General features: G+C 30.9%; 23 protein-coding genes. 14 read left to right on the forward strand and 9 right to left on the reverse strand.

What is annotated here, in order from left to right; all coding sequences use genetic code 11:
* Window positions 1-209: 209 nt before the first annotated feature.
* Window positions 210-1,538: an MATE family efflux transporter gene (locus tag C4N20_RS13970; RefSeq protein ID WP_005977493.1), complete on the reverse strand. Its 1,329-nt coding sequence runs from the start codon at window positions 1,536-1,538 to the stop codon at window positions 210-212.
* Between the two features lie 97 nt (window positions 1,539-1,635).
* Here C4N20_RS13970 and C4N20_RS13975 point away from each other — a divergent pair, with 97 nt between their 5' ends.
* The 4 genes from C4N20_RS13975 to C4N20_RS13990 all read left to right on the forward strand — a co-directional run bounded on the left by C4N20_RS13975 (window position 1,636) and on the right by C4N20_RS13990 (window position 4,784).
* On the forward strand, window positions 1,636-2,472 hold the full coding sequence (locus C4N20_RS13975) for a MerR family transcriptional regulator (protein WP_005977491.1): 837 nt from the start codon (window positions 1,636-1,638) through the stop codon (window positions 2,470-2,472).
* 73 nt (window positions 2,473-2,545) lie between these two features.
* Complete coding sequence (gene iadA, locus C4N20_RS13980) at window positions 2,546-3,700, forward strand: beta-aspartyl-peptidase (RefSeq protein ID WP_005977489.1); 1,155 nt, start codon at window positions 2,546-2,548, stop codon at window positions 3,698-3,700.
* Window positions 3,701-3,718: 18 nt separating this feature from the next.
* The gene (locus C4N20_RS13985; RefSeq protein WP_005977487.1) at window positions 3,719-4,123 is read left to right on the forward strand and encodes a YkvA family protein; all 405 of its coding nucleotides are present in this window, start codon (window positions 3,719-3,721) and stop codon (window positions 4,121-4,123) included.
* An 88-nt stretch (window positions 4,124-4,211) separates the two neighbouring features.
* Window positions 4,212-4,784, forward strand: coding sequence for a GNAT family N-acetyltransferase (locus tag C4N20_RS13990; RefSeq protein WP_005977485.1), 573 nt, complete (start codon window positions 4,212-4,214; stop codon window positions 4,782-4,784).
* A 204-nt stretch (window positions 4,785-4,988) separates the two neighbouring features.
* On the opposite strand, the gene C4N20_RS13995 is transcribed toward C4N20_RS13990, so the two are convergent.
* From C4N20_RS13995 to C4N20_RS14030, 8 genes are all read right to left on the reverse strand, one after another.
* Window positions 4,989-5,744 (reverse strand): class I SAM-dependent methyltransferase, encoded by a 756-nt coding sequence (locus tag C4N20_RS13995; protein WP_005977483.1) that lies wholly within the window; start codon window positions 5,742-5,744, stop codon window positions 4,989-4,991.
* Window positions 5,745-5,768: 24 nt separating this feature from the next.
* Window positions 5,769-6,485, reverse strand: a complete 717-nt coding sequence (locus C4N20_RS14000; protein WP_005977481.1) for an ABC transporter ATP-binding protein — start codon at window positions 6,483-6,485, stop codon at window positions 5,769-5,771.
* 6 nt (window positions 6,486-6,491) lie between these two features.
* Complete coding sequence (locus C4N20_RS14005; protein WP_005977479.1) at window positions 6,492-7,286, reverse strand: ABC transporter ATP-binding protein; 795 nt, start codon at window positions 7,284-7,286, stop codon at window positions 6,492-6,494.
* Complete coding sequence (locus C4N20_RS14010) at window positions 7,279-8,250, reverse strand: branched-chain amino acid ABC transporter permease (protein ID WP_005977477.1); 972 nt, start codon at window positions 8,248-8,250, stop codon at window positions 7,279-7,281. Before C4N20_RS14010 ends, C4N20_RS14005 begins: the two co-directional genes overlap by 8 nt.
* Before the next feature lie 9 nt (window positions 8,251-8,259).
* A complete protein-coding gene (locus C4N20_RS14015; protein ID WP_005977475.1) occupies window positions 8,260-9,144 on the reverse strand; it encodes a branched-chain amino acid ABC transporter permease in 885 nt (294 codons plus the stop codon).
* A 70-nt stretch (window positions 9,145-9,214) separates the two neighbouring features.
* Window positions 9,215-10,375, reverse strand: coding sequence for an ABC transporter substrate-binding protein (locus C4N20_RS14020; protein ID WP_005977473.1), 1,161 nt, complete (start codon window positions 10,373-10,375; stop codon window positions 9,215-9,217).
* A gap of 542 nt (window positions 10,376-10,917) precedes the next feature.
* Entirely contained in the window at window positions 10,918-11,202 is a 285-nt protein-coding gene (locus tag C4N20_RS14025) for a GNAT family N-acetyltransferase (protein ID WP_005977469.1), read from the reverse strand.
* Window positions 11,203-11,214: 12 nt separating this feature from the next.
* Window positions 11,215-11,700, reverse strand: a complete 486-nt coding sequence (locus C4N20_RS14030) for a toxin-antitoxin system YwqK family antitoxin (RefSeq protein WP_005977467.1) — start codon at window positions 11,698-11,700, stop codon at window positions 11,215-11,217.
* A 242-nt stretch (window positions 11,701-11,942) separates the two neighbouring features.
* Between C4N20_RS14030 and C4N20_RS14035 the strand changes: the two genes are divergently transcribed.
* The 10 genes from C4N20_RS14035 to C4N20_RS14080 all read left to right on the forward strand — a co-directional run bounded on the left by C4N20_RS14035 (window position 11,943) and on the right by C4N20_RS14080 (window position 22,407).
* Window positions 11,943-12,185, forward strand: a complete 243-nt coding sequence (locus C4N20_RS14035; RefSeq protein ID WP_005977465.1) for a TIGR03905 family TSCPD domain-containing protein — start codon at window positions 11,943-11,945, stop codon at window positions 12,183-12,185.
* Window positions 12,186-12,305: 120 nt separating this feature from the next.
* On the forward strand, window positions 12,306-13,049 hold the full coding sequence (locus tag C4N20_RS14040; RefSeq protein WP_005977463.1) for a putative ABC transporter permease: 744 nt from the start codon (window positions 12,306-12,308) through the stop codon (window positions 13,047-13,049).
* A 361-nt stretch (window positions 13,050-13,410) separates the two neighbouring features.
* Window positions 13,411-14,937, forward strand: a complete 1,527-nt coding sequence (locus tag C4N20_RS14045; RefSeq protein ID WP_005977461.1) for an ABC transporter substrate-binding protein — start codon at window positions 13,411-13,413, stop codon at window positions 14,935-14,937.
* Window positions 14,938-14,973: 36 nt separating this feature from the next.
* Entirely contained in the window at window positions 14,974-16,002 is a 1,029-nt protein-coding gene (locus C4N20_RS14050) for a M42 family metallopeptidase (RefSeq protein WP_005977459.1), read from the forward strand.
* A 206-nt stretch (window positions 16,003-16,208) separates the two neighbouring features.
* The gene (locus C4N20_RS14055; protein WP_005977457.1) at window positions 16,209-16,739 is read left to right on the forward strand and encodes a GNAT family N-acetyltransferase; all 531 of its coding nucleotides are present in this window, start codon (window positions 16,209-16,211) and stop codon (window positions 16,737-16,739) included.
* Window positions 16,740-16,839: 100 nt separating this feature from the next.
* Entirely contained in the window at window positions 16,840-17,079 is a 240-nt protein-coding gene (locus C4N20_RS14060) for a hypothetical protein (protein WP_005977455.1), read from the forward strand.
* 38 nt (window positions 17,080-17,117) lie between these two features.
* Complete coding sequence (locus C4N20_RS14065) at window positions 17,118-17,873, forward strand: toxin-antitoxin system YwqK family antitoxin (protein WP_005977453.1); 756 nt, start codon at window positions 17,118-17,120, stop codon at window positions 17,871-17,873.
* Between the two features lie 189 nt (window positions 17,874-18,062).
* Window positions 18,063-19,184 (forward strand): TolC family protein, encoded by a 1,122-nt coding sequence (locus tag C4N20_RS14070; RefSeq protein ID WP_005977451.1) that lies wholly within the window; start codon window positions 18,063-18,065, stop codon window positions 19,182-19,184.
* Entirely contained in the window at window positions 19,156-19,341 is a 186-nt protein-coding gene (locus tag C4N20_RS14075) for a hypothetical protein (RefSeq protein ID WP_040490708.1), read from the forward strand. The genes C4N20_RS14070 and C4N20_RS14075 overlap by 29 nt, the downstream gene beginning before the upstream one ends.
* 12 nt (window positions 19,342-19,353) lie before the next feature.
* Window positions 19,354-22,407 carry an efflux RND transporter permease subunit gene (locus C4N20_RS14080; protein WP_005977449.1) on the forward strand — a complete coding sequence of 1,018 codons (3,054 nt, stop codon included), beginning with the start codon at window positions 19,354-19,356 and terminating at the stop codon, window positions 22,405-22,407.
* Window positions 22,408-22,461 lie beyond the last annotated feature (54 nt).

Below are 22,461 nucleotides of genomic sequence, written 5' to 3' on the forward strand. Positions count from 1 at the left end.
ATTTAAAAATGGATGAAAAAAACTAGACTAAATTTTAGAAATTTGGAAATTAGAAAGATTTATGTAATTAATGAAGTGAATAAAATGTAAAAAACAGTATGTTTGAACATAGTGAGTTTACTGTTTTTAGTTTTAAGAACAAAATTAATAATAAATCTTTCTACTGGAAAATTTTAAAATTATATTTCTAGATATGAATCATCCATTTTTTACATATAACCATATTTCCCTTTCTCTCTTCTTATAAAAAACAGAGACACAAGAATAGATAATATCTCTGCAAAAGGAACTGCCAGCCATATTCCATTCACTTGAAATATCATTGGAAGAAAAAATATTCCCAATACTATAAATACCAGTGTTCTCATAAAAGAAATTACTGCTGAAATCTTTCCATTAGATAATGCTGTAAACAGAGAAGAGGAAAATATATTATATCCAGCAAATATATATGCTATTGCAAATAGTGAGAATCCTTTTATTGCAATATTATATACTTCTGTTCCCTCAGAAGCAAAAAATCCAACAATATATTTTGCAAATATCAAAGAAAGTAAAAATACTCCTACTGATGATCCCATAATAAGTTTTGAACAAATTTTAAATATTCTTTTTAACTGCTTCTTATTTTGATTTCCATAGTTGTAACTTATAATTGGGGCTGTCCCCATAGAAAATCCCAGATACACTGCTATAAATACAAACTGTGAGTAAAGTATTATAGTTATAGCTGCTACTCCCTTTTCTCCCATATATTTCATCATTACTATATTAAAAAGAAAAGTAACTACTCCACTGGAAATATCTGTAACCATTTCTGAAGAACCGTTTATACAACTTTCTATTAATGTTTTCCATTCTATTTTCACTTTCACAAAATATAAATTATTTCTCTTCTTTAAAAAATATACTATCCCAAATATTGAAATTATAAGATATCCTGATACTGTTGCTAATGCTGCTCCTATCATTCCCATTGCAAATGTTTTCATAAATAGATAATCTAATACAGCATTACTGATACCAGAGACAATAGTCATTCTCAATCCTAATTCTGGTCTTCCAGCTGTAATAAAAAAAGTTTGAAAAAGTATCTGCAATATGAAAAAAGGAGCAAAGAATATTATTATTTTCAAATAATCATAGGAATATTTTTCTAATGCTGGTGAAGCTCCTAAAAATCTTATAATCTCATTTAAAAATATATTTCCAAAGATAGAAATACAAATTCCTAGAAATATTCCAGTATACACTATGAGAGAAAAAGCATTTCTTGCTTCTTCATTTTTTCCCTCTCCCATTTTTTTTGCTATAATGGCACTTCCCCCAGCTGCAAACATAATAGCCAATGCATGAATAAAGCTGATAAATGGATAGGCTATATTCAGCCCTGAAAGTGCAGTTGTTCCAATGAATCTTGAAATAAATATTCCATCAACAATGGTATATAAAGACATAAACAGCATCATAATTATTGCTGGTACAGTAAATTTAATCAGTGATGATAAAGTAAATTTTTTTGATATTGTGTAACTCATTTTTTCCTCCGTGTTCTATAAAACTATTGAATTTATTTCTTACACTAGATATAATAAAGTATAAGGTAACTGGATAGTCAAGAGGAGAATGAAAATTATGATAAACAAATCTAACTTATATTTTACAACAGGAGAATTTGCAAAACTTTTCAATGTAAGTAAGTCTACACTTTTTTATTATGATGAAGTAGGAGTATTTTCTCCCATTATAAGAGAGGAAAATGACTACAGATTTTATGCAGTAGAACAAATAGAGGTATTTGAAGTTATAGTAACTTTGAAAGAACTTGGAATGTCTTTAAAAGATATAAAAGAATATATGGAAAATAGGACCCCAGAAAATTTTATTACTCTTATGGAGGAAAGAGAAAAAATAATAGATGAGAAAATAAGCTATTTGAAAGAAATCAAACAATTCTTTCGTAAGAAAGCTGATCTAGTAAGAGAAAGTTTATGTGTAGACACTAATAAAGTAGAGATAAAAGAATATCCAGATGAGTATCTTATTCCAATAAAAACTGAAATAAATAATGAAAAAGATATGGCTGTGTATCTGGCAAATCATATAAAATTCTGTGTAGATAAAAATATATACAGCCCACATCCTATAAGCGGTATGCAGGACTATGAAAATATTTCTAATGGGATTTACTATAAGTATTTATCATTTTATACTAAGATTACTCCAGAACAGCTTCCTCTTTTACTAAGCAATAATGTCCCCTACATTTTAAAGAAGAAAGGAAAATATATTGTTGCTTATCACTCTAAAGGATACTATTCATTAGATGAAGTATATGATAAAATATTTAATTTCATAAAAGAAAATAATTTAGAAACTACAGGAAATTTCTATGAAGATGTCTTATTAGATGAGCTTTCTATAAAGGGTTATGAAAACTATATGGTGCAAATATCAATTCAGGTAAAATAATTTAAGACTATGATATTTACAGTTCATAGGTTATAATAATATTGAAGTAAAATATATTAAGAAGAGGTGTTTTATGTTTAGATTAATAAAAAATGTTGAAGTATATTCTCCTAAATTTCTTGGAGCAAAGGATATCCTGTTCTATAACAACAAAATAGTAAAAATAGGAAATGATATAAATATTGATGGATTTGATTGTGAAGTTATAGATGGAACTGGGAAAAAAGCTATTCCAGGATATATTGACCAGCATATCCATATCACTGGTGGTGGTGGAGAAGGAAGTTTTAAAACTAGAGTTCCTGAAGCTCCATTATCTAAAATAGTTGAAGCTGGAGTTACTACTGTAGTTGGAGTACTTGGTACTGACAGTACTACAAGAAATGTAGAAAATCTTCTTGCTAAGGCTAAAAGTTTAAAAGAAGAAGGAATATCTTGCTATATTACAACTGGTGCATATGAATTTCCTTCACCAACTATTACTGGAACAGTAAAAAGAGATGTTACTTTTATTGAGGAAATAATAGGAGTAAAACTTGCTATCTCTGACCACAGAGCTTCTTTCATCAATGAAGACATTCTTGAGGATTTAGGATCACAAGTGAGAACAGCTGGAATGTTTGCCAACAAAGCTGGAATAGTAGTACTTCATATGGGAGATGGAGACAGAATTCTTTCTCAGGTACTAAATGTAATAAAAGATTCTGAAATTCCTATTAAACATTTTATCCCTACACATGTAAACAGAAAAGCTGAAGTATTTGAAGCTGCTTTAGATTTTGCTAAAAGAGGAGGATATATTGATATAACTTCTTCATTTACAGAAGAGGACTACATGACAGCAGCAAGAGGAGTAGTTGCTGCCCAGAAAGCTGGAGTGCCTTTAGACCGTATTACATTCAGTTCTGATGGATATGGAAGTTTTTCAGATTATGACGCAGCAGGAAATCTTATCAGAATAGGAGCTTCTCCTATAGATACTGACCATGAGCAGATAGTAGAGCTTGTTAAAAAACATGGATTCTCTCTTGAAGATGCTCTGCAATTTCTTACAGTAAATCCTGCCAAAGCTCTGAAACTTTATCCTAATAAAGGAATACTGGCTGAAGACAGTGACGCTGATATGATACTGTTAGATGAAAACCTAGATATCAATGATGTTTTTGCACTTGGAAAGCAATTTGTAAAAAATAAAAAGGTTATTGTAAAGGGAACATACGAAAATTAATTTGCAGCAGGAGGGGATATGTCAGAAAAAAATATCAATGAAGAAGATATTAATCTTGAAGATAAAAAATATCAGGAAAAATATGATGAAAAAACTTTTCTTAATAAATTGGGAAGTGTTGTAAAAAAAGTAGGGCTAAAAGGAGTTTACTATATATTGATTCTTTATTTTACTATGAAGAAGAAAGGTATTCCTCCAAAGGAAAAATCAATAATAATAGGAGCCTTAGGATATTTTATTCTCCCTCTGGATATTCTGCCAGATATTACTCCATTAGTTGGATACACTGATGACTTAATAGCATTAGGACTGGCTCTTGCTAAAGTAGCCCCATATATTGATGATGAAGTAAAAGCTAAAGCTAAAAGTGCAGTGCAAAAACTTTTTAAAACTACTGATGAAGAATTAGATAAATTTCTATAACAATGAAATAATAAAAAAGTTAGTTATATTTATACTCATATTAAGTAAATGAGATATGATAGTTAATCAGAATTTAGAAAGGATATGAATGAATATATTAAAACTTGAAACAGATAGATTTATATTAAGAAATTTTGAGAAAAAAGATATTGAAGCCTTATATTTTCTTTTGAAAGACACAGAAGTTAATACTTTTTTGCCATGGTTTCCTGTAAAAACGCTGGAAGAAGCAAAGATATTTTTTGAAAAACGATTAAAAAACCAGAAATATAGTATGGCAATTTGTTTACAAGATAATGACTATCCAATTGGATATGTAAAAGCAGAAATAGATGATAGTTATGATTTTGGTTATGCACTTCGTAAAGAATTTTGGCATAAAGGAATTGTTACTGAAGCAAGTAAGGCACTTGTTGAATTATTAAAAAAAGATGGTATTCCATATATTACTGCTACACATGATAAAAATAATCCTAGAAGTGGCAATATTATGCAACAGTTAGGTATGAAATATTGTTATTCATTTAAGGAACAATGGCAGCCCAAAAATATCCTAGTTACTTTTAGAATGTATCAATTAAATTTTGATGGGCAAGAAAACAGAGTATATAAAAAATATTGGAATCTTTATGATGAACATTTTATAGAAACAGAAATATAAATATTTTTAGCAGTTCCACTTTACTTAACTGATTAATAATATAAGACTCATTTTTCGCAATTAGAAAAGAAGATGTTTTTCTAATATAAATAGTGAGATTTTAAACAATTAGGGCAGTTAAAATTTTAACTGCCCTAATTATTGATATATAATGCTGGAATTTCTAAAAGTAAATATCCATTTAAGGATATCCTATTTTCATAATTAAATCTTCTTTGCTACAATAAATTTAACTTTTGTATTATTTATATGCTCAGGATTTTTAAACAGAGACAACAGCTCTCTCTTTATTTCCTGAGCAATTTTTTCAGGATAATATTGACTTATAGTCAGTCTATCAAGACGACTTTTCCACATCTCATAGACTTCTTTATCTGCAATTCCTGAAGCTGTTAGTTCTCTATCTTCAAGATCTTTTTCCAATATAATTTCCATATCAAATCTTTTAAGAGTATTCTTGATCTTTCTTCCTGCCTGAAAATCATATACTCCATTCTCTTTAATATGTTCTTCATATCTTGCAAGTTTTCCAAAGTTTTCTTCTGATAAAGGCTGGTGTCCTCTTAAAAGATCATCAATTTCTATAAGAGCTATCCAACCTCCAGACTTTAGTTTATTTACCCAATTTCCAATGACTTCTTTCATATCCTTAGGAAAATACGCTATTGAAAAGCTTGAAAAAATTCCATCTAACTCTTCTGTAATATAATCAATTTTTGAAATATCATTTTCTATAATACTTACATTCTTTATATTTTTTTCTTTTAGATTAGTGAGAAGATTCTGATTCCTGTCAACAGCTATTACTTGTCTTACTTTCTCTGAAATTATCTCAGTAAATCCACCAGTCCCACACCCTAAATCAGCAATAACCTGATTATCTTCGATAGGAAGCAGTTCTATTATTTCCAGCCATTTACGATATTCCTGCTGTTTTTCATATTCTTCTCTCAATTCCATTTTGATCTTTGCTCCTTTTATTTCCTAAGCACCAAGGTAAGCTTTCTTGATTTCAGGATTGTTCATAAGTTCTTTAGCATTTCCTTCTAGTGTTATATTTCCAGTTTCAATAACATAAGCACGGTGAGATATAGACAAAGCCATTTTAGCATTTTGTTCTACCAGTAAAATAGTAGTTCCAGCTTCATTTAATTTCTTAATTACTGCAAATATCTCTTTTACAAATAGTGGTGAAAGCCCCATAGAAGGTTCATCAAGTATCAAAAGCTTAGGTCTGCTCATAATAGCTCTTCCCATAGCAAGCATTTGCTGTTCTCCTCCTGAAAGAGTTCCAGCCATTTGATTTTTTCTTTCAGACATTCTAGGGAAAACCTCATAAAATTTTGCACGATCTTTTTCAAGATTTTCTGGAGTATCTTTTATAGTAAAAGCTCCTAACTTCAAGTTGTCTTTAACTAAAAGTCTTGAAAATATTCTTCTTCCCTCTGGAACTTGAGCAATTCCAATTTCACATATTTTATGTGACTTTTCTTTAGTAATATCTTTTCCTTCAAACATTATATTTCCCTGCTTAGATTGAATAAGCCCGGAAATTGTCTGCAAAGTAGTTGTTTTCCCAGCACCATTGGCACCAATCAGAGAAACTATCTCTCCCTGTTTTACATTTAAAGATATTCCTTTTAAAGCATGAATATTATCATAATACACATGCAGATCTTTTATTTCAAGCATATTTTCCATGAGATTTTATTCCTCCTCTTCTCCAATTTCATCATCATCCTGTCCAAGATATGCAGTAACAACTGCTGGCTCATTAACTACTTTTTTAGGATCTCCAGATGCGATTATATTTCCATGATCCAATACAACAAGTCTTTCACAAATTCCTAATACCAGTTTCATATCATGTTCTATCAAAAGAATTGCTATATTAAATTTATCTCTAATCAAACGAATGGTATTCATAAGTTCTTCTGTTTCTGTAGGATTCATTCCTGCTGCTGGCTCATCTAATAGAAGAACCTTTGGGTTAGTAGCCATTGCACGGGCTATTTCCAGTTTTCTTTGTTTTCCATAAGGAAGATTCCCTGCTGCTGTATGTGCATATTCTTCCAAACCAAATATTTTCAGAAGATCCATGGCCTTCTTTTCAGCTTCCTTCTCTTCTCTCCAGTATTTAGGAGTACGGAACATTCCTGCCAGTATTCCATATTTCATATTGAAGTTATTTGCTACAAGTACATTTTGAAGAACAGACAGATATTTAAAAAGTCTTATATTCTGAAATGTTCTTGCCAGTCCTTTTTTAACTAATTTAAATGTAGGCATCTTATTGATAACCTCTCCATTAAATTTATATTGGCCAGAAGTTGGTGAGTATACTCCAGTTAAAATATTAAAAACTGTTGTTTTTCCTGCACCATTTGGACCAATAAGTCCCACAAGTTCATTTTCTTTTATTTCAAGATTAAAATCTGTAACAGCTTTAAGAGCACCAAAAGTAATAGATATATCCTTGGCACTTAAAATAGGATTACTCATTTGAATCACCTTTTTTCTTCATAAATCTTTCAATTATTTTAGTTATCTGGAATTCTTTACGCCCTAATAATCCAGTAGGACGGAAAATCATTGTCATAATAAGGAGCAAAGAATAAACTATCATACGATAATCAGAGAATCCACGAAGAACCTCTGGAAGAATAGTCAATGCTATTGCTGAAAGAATAGAACCTGTAAAGCTTCCCATTCCTCCAAGTACTACCATTACCAATATATTGATTGAGTAGTTATAGTCAAATTGTCTTGCACCTAAAATACCAAGATAGTGTGCATAAACTCCCCCAGCTACTCCTGCAAATACTGCTGAAATAGTAAAGGCAAATGTCTTATAATATGTAGTGTTGATTCCTGAAGCTCCACTTGCTATTTCATCTTCACGAATAGATAAAACAGCCCGTCCATGCCTGCTGGTCATGACTGAAAACATCATCATAACAGATACAACCATGATTATATAGATTACGCCAAATTTGTTAAAACGAGGAATCCCACGAAGTCCTTGTGCTCCTCCAGTAAAACTGAAATATTCAATAAGAACTCTGATAATCTCTCCAAATGCCAGAGTGATGATAGCAAGATAATCTCCATTCAGTCTAAGAGCTGGAATACCAATGATGATACCGATAATTCCTGCAACTATACCTCCAATGATAAGTGCAAGAATATATCCGGGAATCCCTTCTACTATTCCACTCTTTGCAAATAGAGCAGCTGCATATGCTCCAACTGACATGAATCCAGCATGACCAATAGTAATCTGTCCAAGACAACCCACAGTAACATTAAGACTTACAGCAAGTATAATATTTATACAGATAAGCGTAAGAATATTTGTCTGATATCTTGAAATAAATCCAGCTCCAATCATACCTGTAAGTATGAAGTAAAGAACTGCTAATAAAATAAACGTTGAAATATAACTAAGCATTTTTGTTTTTGACATCTATATCACCTATACCTTTTCTCTCATATTTTTACCCAATATACCTGTTGGTTTGACTAACAGAACCACTATAAGGATAGCAAACACGAAAGCATCTGCTAATTGAGAAGAAAGATAAGCTCTTGTCAGACTTTCTACAATTCCAAGGATAAATCCTCCAATAACTGCTCCCGGAAGGATTCCAATTCCTCCTAAAACTGCTGCAATAAAAGCTTTTATTCCAAGCATAGCTCCCATAAGAGGCTGAACCTGAGGGTAAGCTGCAACATAAAGAACTGAAGCTACTGCTGCCAGTCCGCTTCCAATTGCAAATGTCAACTGAATAGTATGATCAACATTGATTCCTACAAGCTTGGCTGCTCCATAATCTTCACTTGTAGCCATCATTGCTTTTCCATATTTAGTTTTTTTCATAAAGTATTGAAGTCCAACTGATAAAATTATAGTAAGAACAATAGTTACTACTGTTCCAAAATTTAAATGCATTCTTCCTATAACGATAGGAGGATTTGTAAATACTTTCGGAAATGCTCTTGTATTTGGAGTAAAAAGTTTCATAAAAGTATTTTCTAATAATAAGCTTACTCCTATGGCTGTAATCAGGTTAGAAATTCTCGGAGAATTTCTAAGAGGTCTGTATGCTATCCTCTCTGTTAAAGTACCTAAAATTACACACACTATTATAGCTGGAAATACAGTAAGCCATACGGGCAACCCTATTCTTGTAAAGACTGGAATACTAAATAATGAAACATACGCTCCCACCATGATAATATCTCCATGAGCAAAGTTTATGAGCTGTGCTATTCCGTAAACCATCGTATATCCTAAGGATACCAAGGCATATATACTTCCTATTTGTAATCCATTTATTATCTGAAGTAAAAATTCCATTTATTAATCTCCTTTCACGTATTTTTTTAAAGAGAACCATCCCTCACAGAGAGATGGTTCATATCTTTAACTATTTAGGCTGAATAACTGAATCAAATGTATAATTTCCATTTACAACTTTGATAATAGTTACAGCTTTTACTGGGTTATTTTTAGCATCAAAAGTAAGTTGTCCAGTTACACCATCATAATTTATATTTTTCATTGCTTCAACAACAGCTTTTTTATCTGTAGAACCAGCTTTTTCAATAGAAGCTTTTACGATATAAGCAGCGTCATATCCTAAAGCAGAGAAAGCAGATGGATCTTCATTATATTTAGCTTTGTATGCTTTAATAAAGTTTTGTACTTTATCAGAAGTGTCTTGTGTTGAGTAGTGATTTGTAAAGTAACTGTTTTCAATAGCAGCATAAGCTGATTTATCTAAAGCTTTAGCAATTCCATCCCATCCGTCTGGACCGATGAAAGTAGATTTGATTCCAACTTCTCTTGCTTGAGTTGCAATTAAAGCTGCCTGCTCATAATACTCAGGTACAACTAGAACATCAGGATTAGTTGGAGCAATTTTTGTTAATTGAGCTTTAAAATCTTTGTCCCCATCTGCATATCCTTCTTTACCTACAATAGTAATTCCAAGTTTTCCAGCTTCTTCAGCAAATGATTTTGCAATTCCATCAGAATAGTCACTAGAGTTATTTACTAATATAGCAGCAGTTTTTGCATTAAGTTTTTGCTGTGCAAAGTTAGCTAAAACTACTCCTTGATATGGATCTGTAAAACATACACGGAATACATTCGGTCCTGCTTCTGTGATATTATATTGAGTTCCAGTAGGTGTAATCATAGGCATATTGTCTTGTGCTGCAATTTCTGCAACTGCCAGAGTTGGTTTAGATGTAATGTCTCCAATAAGAGCTACAACTCCATCATCAACTAGTCTATTATAAGCAGTAACTGCTTCAGTAGAATCTCCTTTTTCATCATAGACGATAAACTCTACTTTCTTTCCTAGTATTCCTCCGTTAGCATTGATCTCTTCAAAAGCTAGTTTACTTGCATTTGATGCAGTGATTCCATAAATAGCAAGCCCTCCAGTAAGAGGTGCAAGTCCTCCTATTTTGATAACTTCTGGTTCTTTTTTGTCAGCAGTTGCTGCTGGTTTGTCGCTGTTACCTCCACATGATGTTAATAATAACGAAAGTCCTAATAAAGCTGTGGTAAATTTTTTCATAATTGTTTCCCCCTTAATTTCTTTATTTTTAATTTAATTATAAACTATATTGTATACACTGACCAATAAAATAGATACTTTGTTTGCTGTAGACGTACAATTTAATTGGTTAAAAAAAAGCAGCCTGTTAGGCTGCAAAGTGTCTATTCTGTTCTTTGATAGTTTTCTATCAAAGAAAGTAGTTAATCATCAGAACTAATTTTTATTTAACATAAACATAGTTCAAAGATTCAGAATATTGTTTGTTAACCCTAACATAATCATTTGCATATAAAATTTTACTCACTATGTATATGAGTAGTATCACATATATGACTAATGATATTATGCTAAGTGTGAACATATTCTTCCTCCTTTTTCATAAAACTTATTGTTATGACGAGTATAAACCTAAATTAAAAAAAAATCAAGTAAAATTTTCAAAATATTTTTTATTTTTTCAAATTTATTGAATTTTAATTTCTTAATCAAATAAAATACCAAAAAAATAGTATTTAAATTATTTATATTTATACACGAACTTTTTTAAAAAATTTACTTTTTTATTTAATGACATCCAATAATTCTTCTTTATGTTTTTTCAATTCATGAAGAACATAGGGACAAGTTGCAAGTATTTTAATAGAGTGTTCTCTTGCATAATTTACAAGCTGATCAAATAATTGTTTTCCAAGTCCTAATCCTTTTTGACTGTCATCCACCCATGTGTGATCTGCTATCAACAGATCTTTGCCAGCAAAAACAAAAGTCATTTCTGCCACTCTTTCACCATCTTTTTCAATATAAAATTCACCGCTTTTATCTGATATTTTTCTTAGAATTTCCATTTAAATGCCTCCTTAATTAAAGAAATCTTTTATTTTATCTTTTAATTTATCTGTATCTACTAAATATTGTTTTACATCAATAAGCTCTCCATCTTTATATACCTCTGTAAGAATAAGTTCCTTCTCACTTGTATATCTATTCCAGTCACCATCCCTTTTTCCATTTAGAAAATTCCCTGTATAAGCAACTTCACCATTTTTATAATACTCATAAAAAGTTCCAACAGCCACTCCGTTTTCAAAAGAAGCTTTTGATTGAATCTGTCCATTCTCATAGTATGTGAACTGCTCTCCATTATATTTTCCATCTTTAAAAGTTTCTTTTATCTTTATCTGTCCGTTGTCATATTTTCCAGTAATAACTCCAGAATAAGGTTTCTCTTGATTTACTATATATACAATTCCGCTTCTTTTTTGTTTTTTTGAAATATCTACTTCACTTAGAGTACACCCTACTATTGAAAGAGCAGCAAGAACTAGTAAAAATTTTTTAAACATATTTTTTAACCTCCGATAAATTACTTTAATTAATATTAGAACAAAAGGCATAGTTTTCCTTTTATTTTTTTAATATTATTTTGTCTTATTTGAATTATACCCCATTTACTTTTCAAATAAAATAAAAAAGAAAAATTATATAATTTATATATACTATACTTAAAGCGCCGCTATTTACAAATTTTCAATTATTTTGTATAATAATGTATAAAATTATTCGTAGAAAGATTTAAGGAGGAAAAATGCATTACTATTCAACGGAAAAAACTTGTGCAAAACAGATAGGTGTTACTGTAGATGGAGATGGAATCATTACTGAAATAGAATTTGTAGGAGGATGTGACGGAAACACTCATGGACTTCAAAATCTTATCTTGGGAATGACTAAAGATGAAGTTATTCAAAAATTAGATGGAATAGACTGTAGAGGAAGAGGAACTTCTTGTCCTGACCAACTTGCAAAGATATTAAAAAACCTTAAATAAAATATATGAAACTCAGGGCAAAATATCCTGAGTTTTTATTTTTCCATATTAATTTAAAAAGGAATACATAATTTTTTTAGTAGAACCTTTATATATAAGTTTGAAGAGGAGGAAAAATTCATGTACAAATATCTTTACTATTTTTTTATCTATTCTTTTTTGGGGTGGTGCCTCGAGGTATGCTATGCAGCACTAAACACAGGGACCTTTGTGAATAGAGGTTTTTTAAATGGTCCCTACTGTCCTATATATGGGGTAGGAGTTGTCATTGTCATTTTACTGGTATTTCCTTTGAGAAAAAATATGCTGCTGCTTTATGTAGCTTCTGTTGTTCTTACTTCTGTATTAGAATTAGTTACTGGGTTTGCACTTGAGAAAATATTTCACTATAGATGGTGGAATTATTCAGATGTTCCTTTTAATATTGATGGATATGTATGCCTGAAATTTTCTCTTATGTGGGGAATAGCATGTATTATAGTCGTTGATGTTATTCATCCATTAGTTGATGACTTTGTAAGATGGATACCACATTTTATTGGCAAAATATTATTAGGTATAATGATAGTGATGATGGCTATAGATTTAGTTGCTACTGTAGAAACTGTTTTAAAATTAAATTCAAGATTAGAAAAAATTGATAAAATAGCTGTAGATATACATGATTTTTCAAATGATATAGGAAGTAAATTGACTACTGATTTCTTAGCTACTGATAAAAAATTAAAAGATTTGGATCAGAAAAAAGAAGACTTACTGAAAAAATTAGATTGGGGACAAAGACGTATGCTGAAGGCTTTCCCTACTATGAAATCATCTCATCATAATGAATCATTTAAAGATATGCAGAATAATTTAAATTAATACAACTACTGAAATAATATAAAATTTTTAAACAGCTGAAGCTCTATATTCACAGAACTGAAGCTGTTTATTTTTTTGAACTTTCTTTATTTTAAAATTTCCTGCAACTTTTAATTCTATTTTTTATTCTCTAAATTTTTTTAAAAGATTTTTCATTTGAAGTTGTCATTAAATATGTCTTTAAAGTAAAATGTTTTGTTTTTAAGTATACTCTATCACTATATTATTTGAAATTTTAAGTAGATATATTTTCACTTCTAAACATATATTCTATATATTTTTAAAACATTGGCTAAAGGAGTAATATATACTAACAAATTTACATTGAAATACCTATATATTAATGCGGAGGAGGAAAAAGATGAAGAAAAAATTAATTACAATTTTAAGCTTGGCTCTCTTTATTTTTGGATGTTCATCTAAAGATGGAGAAAAGAAATCTAATGCACCAAAAGAAAAAGTGGTAATAGTATCACAAGGATCTAAACCAAAGAGTTTGGACCCTAATATGTACAACGAAATCCCTGCTCTAGCTGTTACAGAGCAAATATTCAACACTCTTTTAAGAATTGATGACAAAGGGAATGTAGTTCCTGAACTAGCTGAATCTTATGAATATGCTTCACCTACTGAACTTATCATCAAAATTAAGAAAAATGTAAAATTCCACAATGGTGATACTATGACTGTAAATGATGTGGTTTTCAGTCTTAACAGAATGCTTGAAAAACCTGCCAGCAGAATCATGGTTGAAATTATTGATAAAATAGAAATTTTAGATGATTCAACTATTAAACTTACATTAAAAAACAGTTCTGCTCCTTTACTATTTAGTTTAGCTCATCCATTAACTGCTATCCTAAATGAAAAAGATACAAAAGCTAAAAACGATATGATTGCAACTGAACCTATGGGAACTGGTCCTTACAAATTTGTAAGCTGGGGAGATGGAGAAAAAATCGAATTTGTAGCTTTTGATGATTATTTTGAAGGAAGACCTAAAATAGATAAACTTATAATAAGAGCTATTACTGAAAACAGCAGCAGACTTGCAGCTCTTGAGACTGGAGAAATTGATATTGCCTACTCAGTAGCACCTGTAGATACTGGAGTTATTGAAAACAATAAAAACCTTGAGCTTATCTCTGCTCCAACTACTTCAACTGAGTATATGACTTTGAACACTACTAAAGCTCCTTTCAATAATAAAGACTTTAGAGTTGCTCTTAACTATGCTCTTGATAAACAAAGTATGGCTGACTCAGTATTTATGGGAAAAGCTAAACCAGCTACTACTATAGTAAACCCAAATGTTTTTGGTTACTCAAGTGAAGTCCCTGGATTTGAATACAACCCTGAAAAAGCTAAAGAGCTTATAAAAAAATCTGGTGTTACTAATCCAAACTTTAAACTATATGTAAATGATAATGCTGTAAGATTACAGCTTGCTCAAATAGTTCAGGCTAACTTCAAAGAAGTTGGAATTGATATGGAAATAGAAACTCTTGAATGGGGAGCTTATCTTCAAAGAACTGCTCAAGGTGAACATACTGCTTTCATAGGTGGATGGGTATCTGGAACTTCTGATGCTGATATCGTTCTTTATCCATTACTTCACAGCAGTTCACATGGTGGAGCTGGAAACAGAGCTTTCTATACTAACAAAGATTTTGACAAAGAAGTAGAAATAGCTCGTACAACTTCTGATCCAGAAATAAGAAAAGCTCATTACAAAAATGCTCAAATGATATTACAGGAAGAATCTCCATTAATCGTTCTTCTATATAAAAATGAAAATATTGGAATCAACAAAAGAATAAAAGGATTCAAATATGATCCAACTACAATGCACAATTTATATAATTTAGATATAGTAGAAGTAAAATAATAAAATTTCAACAATATATTTAAGGAGTGATTTTAGATGAATATTGATTTAGATTACATCTTAGATACAACAGTGGAACTTCTTGGAATACCAAGCCCTGTTGGATTCACAGATGCTGTTATGAACAGAGTAGGAGAAGAACTTAATGCTCTTAATGTTCCTTTCAAAATGACAAAAAAAAGAGCCATCATTGCTTTTATTGAAGGAGAAGACAGAAACTACAAAAAAATGATTTCTGCCCATCTTGATACTTTAGGAGCAGTAGTTAAAAAAATCAAATCTAATGGTAGACTTGAACTTATCAATGTAGGAGGATGTCCTTGGGCTGGTGTAGAAGGTGAAAATCTTACTGTTCACACATTAGATGGAAGAGAATATGAAGGAACTCTTCTGCCAACAAAGTGTTCTGTACACATTTATGGAGATGTAGCTAGAGAAATGCCTAGAACTGCTGAGACTATGGAAGTTAGATTAGATGAAAATGTACATACAGCAGAAGATACTGAAAAATTAGGAATTAGAGTAGGAGATTTTGTTTCTTATGAAACTCGTACTAGAATTACTGAAAATGGGTATATCAAATCTAGATATCTTGATGATAAGCTATGTGTAGCTCAAATATTAGGATATATCAAATTTCTTAATGATTACAATTTAAAACCAAAATCTGATCTTTATATCTATTTCTCTAACTATGAGGAAATTGGTCATGGAGTATCTGTTATTCCAGAGGATCTTGATGAATTTATAGCTTTAGATATTGGACTGGTAGGAGCAGATGCTCTTGGTGATGAAAGAAAAGTAAGTATTGCAGCTAAAGATAATAAGACTCCTTATGATATTGAAGTGAGAAAAGGATTGATGAAGGCTGCTGAAGAAATGGATATCAATTATACAGTAGATGTATATAACAGATATGGTTCTGATGCAAGTGCAGCTGTTCTTCAAGGATTCGATTTCAAATGTGGATGTATCGGACCAAGTGTTGATGCATCTCATCACTATGAAAGAACTCATATTGATGGAGTTATTGAAACTGTAAGACTTATGATTGCTTATTTATAATATAATCTGAAATGGATGGGTAATAGTGGAATTAAATTTCTGCTTATGCTCATCCATTTTTTAATTCATAATAATATTTTTAATTCCTAGCAGTAAATGATTTTTAAATTATATTTCTTTCTCATATCTTAGTTAATATTTTTATTTGCAGATAAATTGATTTTGCTGTAAAATTATGATTAGTTATTTATTCAAAGGGGGAAGGGATGGAGAAATATATCATAAGAAAAGGAAATACAGAAGATATTGATGAGCTGGAAAAACTATATGATTCTTTAAATGATTATCTTGAAGAAAATATTAATTACCCTGGATGGAGAAAAGGATTGTATCCAATAAGAAAAGATGCTGCTTATGGTATTGAAAATGAAACGCTATATGTAATGGAAATAAATGGAAGAATTGCAGGTACTATCATATTAAGTCATGAACCTGAAGAAGCTTATAGCAATGTTGTCTGGAAAACTGAAAATAATTATGATGATATATTAGTCATAAGAACTTTTGCTGTACATCCAGATTTTATGAAAGGCAGTGTCGGCTCTAGTCTTATGAAGTTTGCAGAAAAGTTTGGAAGAGAAAATGGAATTAAATCTATTCGTTTAGATGTTGCTATTCAAAATATTCCAGCTATATCTCTATATGAAAAATTAGGATATAAATACATCGATATCGTAGATTTGGGTCTTAATATACCTTGGCTGAAATGGTTTAAATTATATGAGCTTGTTTTGTAATAACCGCACTTTACAAGTTTTTTCTTTTCACAATAGTGTTAAAAGCATTTTTATGATATAATAAAATATAAAATGGATATTTTGAGGAGCATTATATATTATGGAAGAAAGAAAAAACTTTTGGAAAATCTGGGGAAAATTTGTTGGTTTGCTTTTAGCAGTTCTGGCATTATGGATACTTTTGATATTTATATGTGATAAAGTATTAGGAAAAACTTTTGAAGAGTTAAAATATATCCATTACTTTATTTTACTGGTTGTTATAATCAAAGTAAAAAAATGGTTTTTGAAAAAATTAGATGAGCAGGATGAAGAAGAAAAAGAAATGATTGAAAAATAAAAAATTGATGAAATATAGTTTTGGGCAGGAGGATTCAAATGGAAACTAGGGAAGTGGAATTTTACCAGAAGCAATTAATAGATGGGTTAGCTTATGTTTTAGGCGAAAATGATCCTTTCTCTGGAAATTTTATTTACAGATATCGTGATGGGGCAATTAAAACAATTGAACCATATGTAAATGGTTTAAAAGAAGGAACTGAAACAAAATTTTATGAGAATGGTCAGATAAAAGAATCAATAGATTTTAAAGAGGGGCATATTTCTGGAGATTCTATTCAATATTACGAAAATGGACAGATGAAAGAGTACATGGGATTTCAAAATGACAGAATGGATGGAGAATGGGTAAAATACTATGAAGATGGCTCTATTAAAACAAGAGGTTTCTTTAAAAATGGTAAACTCAACGGAAACAAAATCACTTATTATCCCAATGGTGCAATAAAAGAATTAGCTTCATTTAAAGATAATCTTCTTCATGGAAGATATGAGACATACTTTGAAAGCGGAGAAATAGAAGTCAGTGAAAATTTTTCCAATGGACTTCTTGACGGAGAAGCTGTCTATTATTATGAAAATGGAGAAGTAAAAATAAAAGAGGAATATAAGCTTCATGTAAAAAATGGTAAATATGTAAGGTACTATGAAAATGGAATCATCAATGCTGTTGGAAACTTTAAAGAGGGGCAGCTAAATGGTGACTGGAGCATGTTTTATGAAAATGGTAAGCTTCTAGGTACAGCTTCTTTCAAAGAGGGAGAAATAACTAAAGAAGATGAAGATAAAAAATAAAATTATAATAGAGATGACAGAAAGTTGAATGCTTAGTCATCTCTTTTTTTATTCTGTCAAATTAAAGGAAATAGAGCAATTCTAGTGGTATATTATTATAAGCATTGTTAATTAAAAATAATAGTAGTAAAAAATCTATTGTTGTAATAGAATATAAAAAAACGGTTAAATAACATAAAGGAGGTTAAATTGAAAAAATTAGTCTTAATAATTTACTCAATTTTAATAGCAGGTTGTTCTTCTCTCAATACCTCTGATAAAAACACTAAATTATTTGATGACCTTTCATTAAAAGAAAATGAAAGCAAAGAATATATAAAACAATATAATAACACTCTCACTTTGGATACAGCATTAAAAATAAGTGTAGAGAGAAATCTTGATTTGAAAACAAAAGCTATTGAAGAAGAAATAGCAAAGCTTGATAAAAGAATAGCCTTTGGAAATTTTCTTCCTAAAATATCTCTGGGATACAGCTATACTATGCTGAACAATAAAGTTATGGGGGAAGCTCTGGATACAGGTATTCCTGCTTCACCTATTTTCCCGACTACTTTAGAGGGAAGACTTCTGGATAAAAGTTTTTCTTTTTTCAATGTCAATGCACAAATGCCTATCTTTGTCCCAGCTACATGGTTTTTGTATAATGCTAGGCAGAAAGGGGAAAATATATCTGCTCTAACTAGAGATCTTACAGAGAAAATGATTAAATTGCAAACTATAGGGGAATATTATTATATTCTTGCTTTAGAATCTGAAAGAGAATATCTCTCTAAGGAATTGGCTTCTGCTCAGGAATTAAATAAGAATGCCAAAGTTGCATTGGAGACTCAAAGTATTTTAAAATGGGAATATGAAGGAACTGAACAGATGGTAAAAATGAAAGAACATGCTTTGAATCAAAATGAACGTGATCTTCAAAGCGCTAAAATGTCTCTGATGAATAATCTTGATCTTTATCCATTCTTAGATGTTCAACTGGAAAAACCATCTCCTTTCTCTGATAGTAATATCTCTATGGAGGAAGCTGTATATGAATCTCTAAAGAATAGTGACCTTGTAAAAATAAGAGATACTGCTGCTGATATGAGTGGAGATGCTGTAAAAATAGCAATTACAAATTTTCTTCCTAAGATAGTTTTAACTGGGGGATATATAAATACAAGTAATGCAGCTCTTGCTGATCCTGACTTTTTTATGGGGACTCTTGGAGGATTCTTTTCTATATTCAATGGTTTTCAAAATGTAAACGAATATAAAAAAGCTAGAAAAAATCAAGAGATTGCCTTCATTAAAAACAAGAGAAGTTAAAATTGGAAATCTTTATCCTGATGGAAATATAATAATTCTTGAAGGGCTGAATAAAAATGATAAAGTTATTACTGCTGGGGTAAATACTATTTCAGATGGAGAAAAGGTAAAGCTTATTCCTGAGGAAAGTGAAACCAATGTGGGAAATGTCTTATAAGAGGTGGAGCATATGAATATAATTGATTATTCCATAAAAAATAGAATAGTTACACTTTTTCTGACATTTGTCATTATAGCAGGAGGAATCTTTTCCTATACAAAACTTGGAAAACTAGAGGATCCTGAATTTAGAGTAAAAGAAGCTATTGTAGTAACTTTATACCCTGGAGCTGATCCACATCAGGTTGAGTTACAGGTAACTGATGAAATAGAAAGTGCTCTTCAGCAGATTGCAAATGTAGAATATATTGAAAGTGTTTCTAAAGCTGGTTATTCAGAAGTTAAAATAAAATTGAATGAATCATTAAAGGCAGAAGTAATAGATCAGTATTGGGATAACGTGAGAAAAAAAATAAATGATGCACAGAAAAATCTTCCCACTGGTGTTATTCCTTCAATCGTCTTAGATGATTATGGAGATGTATATGGAATGTTCTTTGCTGTTACCAGTGATGGATATTCTAAAGAAGAATTGAATAGATATGTAAATTATATAAAAAGAGAGCTTCATTCTATTCCCGGAGTATCAAAAACTACAACATATGGAAAAGTTGATTCAGCTGTAGAAGTAGTTATTGACAGAGAAAAAATAGATGCTCTTGGAATAAATGAAAAACTTATTCTTGCTTCATTTATTTCACAGAATCTTCCTGCTTATACTAATTCCATAGAACATGGAGATATGAAAATAAGGGTAGATATAAATGAAGGTTTTACAAGTTTAAAAGATATAGAAAATCTGGTTGTCTTTTCCAAGGATAATTTAAGAGGTGGAGAGGAAACAGTTTTTTTAAAGGATATTGCAACTGTAAAAAAATCTGTCTCTACCCCTGTAAAAAGTAAAATGAGATATAATATGAAAGAAGCTATGGGATTAATGCTTTCTCCAGAAGTTGGAACCAGTGTTATAGATACTGGTAAAGCTATTGATAAAAAGCTTGAAGAAATAAAGAAAAATCTCCCTGTAGGGATAGAAGTTGAAAAAGTATATTATCAGCCTGATCTTGTTACAAATGCTATTGGACAGTTTGTTAATAACCTGATTGCTTCTGTAGTTGTAGTTGTTGGAGTTCTTTTATTTACAATGGGAATGAGAAGCGGTCTTATAATAGGAAGTGGACTTATTCTTTCCATACTTGGAACTTTGATATATATGCTTGCTGTTAAAATGGATATGCAGAGAGTTTCTCTAGGTTCATTCATAATAGCTATGGGAATGCTTGTGGATAATGCCATTGTAGTTGTAGATGGAACACTTACCAGTCTGGAAAAAGGAGAAAATAAATATGATGCTTTGACTAAGCCTGCCAAGAAGACAGCTATTCCTCTTTTAGGAGCAACAGCTATTGCAGTAATTGCTTTTCTTCCTATGTACCTTATGCCGACAGATGCGGGAGAATATATTTCCACTCTTTTCTGGATAATGGCAGTTTCACTGGGACTTAGCTGGGTGCTGGCACTTACTCAAATTCCTGTATTTTGCGACATCTTTTTAAAAATAGATAAAACAAAGGAAAGTAATGGAAGAAAAGAAAAATTCTATGCTCTATGCCATACATTCTTAGAAAAAGTTTTGGCACATAGATTTCTTTCACTGGGAATAGTAATTGGAGCATTTTTGTTTTCCATGCTTCTATTTACAAGGCTGCCTATTACATTTTTCCCTGATTCTGATAAAAAAGGTTTTGTTGTAAATTTATGGCTTCCTGAAGGAACTTCCTTAGAGAAAACTGACAGAGTAAGTCAGATAGTGGAAAAAGAACTGCTGAAAGATAAAGATACAATAAATGTAACAGCAGCTGTAGGAGCTTCTCCTTCGAGATATTATGTAGCAACTATTCCAGAATTACAAAACAATAGTTTTTCTCAGCTCATTATTTCAGTAGACAAATTGGATAGTGTAAATAGAATAGGAGAAAATATAAAAAGATTTGTTGAGGAAAATATACCTGATACTAAAGTAGAAGTAAGAAAATATGTAAATGGTATTCCTACTAAATATCCTGTGGAAGTGAGAATACTTGGTCCTGACCCACATGTTTTGAGAGAACTCTCTAAAGAAGTTATGGATATTATGAAAGCTGTTCCAAAGGCTGAAAATATTCAGACAGATTGGAAGAATAAAGTTTTGACATGGTCTCCAGTGCTGTCTCAGAATATTGAAAGAAAAAATCTTATCTCTCCTCTTGATGTTGCTAACTCTTTAAACAGAGCTACTGAAGGTATGACTCTTGGAAAATATAAAGAGGGAACTGAAATAATGCCAATTGTTATGAGAGAAAAATCAGGTGGACAGCAGCTTGAAATAAACAATATCGGACAGACTCCTGTATGGGGATTAGGTATAAAAAGTCTTCCACTAAATAGAATTATCGAAAAAGAAAGTTTGAAATGGGAAGACCCAGAAATCTGGAGAAGAAACAGAGTGAGAGCTATAAAAGTTCAGTGTGATATTTCTGGAAGTGTTACTGCTGAAAGTATCAGAAAAGCAGTAGAAAAAGAAGTAAATAAATTAACTCTTCCAGAAAATTATAAAATTGAATGGGGAGGAGAATACTATGAGCAGAATAAAAATGTCTCTGCTGTATTTTCAAGCCTTCCATTACAAGGAACTATCATGTTTTCAATTTGCGTGATTCTCTTTGCAAGTTTGAAAGATCCATTTATAATTTTTGCTATACTTCCACTTTCATTTATTGGTATAGCACCAGGATTATTCCTCACTGGAAAATCTTTTGGATTTATGTCTATAATAGGGGCTATCAGCCTTAGTGGTATGATGATAAAAAATTCTATTGTCCTCATAGACGAAATAAAATATGAAATAAATGTAGATAAAAAAGATCCTTACACAGCTGTTATTGATTCAGCAGTAAGCAGAATAAGACCTGTATCTATGGCATCAGTCACTACTATCTTCGGTATGCTTCCTCTGGTTTTCGATCCATTGTATGGAGATATGGCTATAACTATAGTTTTTGGTCTGACAGCATCAACTATGCTGACACTGTTTGTAGTGCCTCTTCTATATTCTTTACTGTATAAAATCGAAAAGAAACAATAAAATAAAAAGATCAAGGGAGCAGAGAAATTTCTTTCCTTTGATCTTTTTTATATT

It is taken from the genome of Fusobacterium ulcerans (genome assembly GCF_003019675.1).
Lineage (GTDB): Bacteria > Fusobacteriota > Fusobacteriia > Fusobacteriales > Fusobacteriaceae > Fusobacterium_A > Fusobacterium_A ulcerans.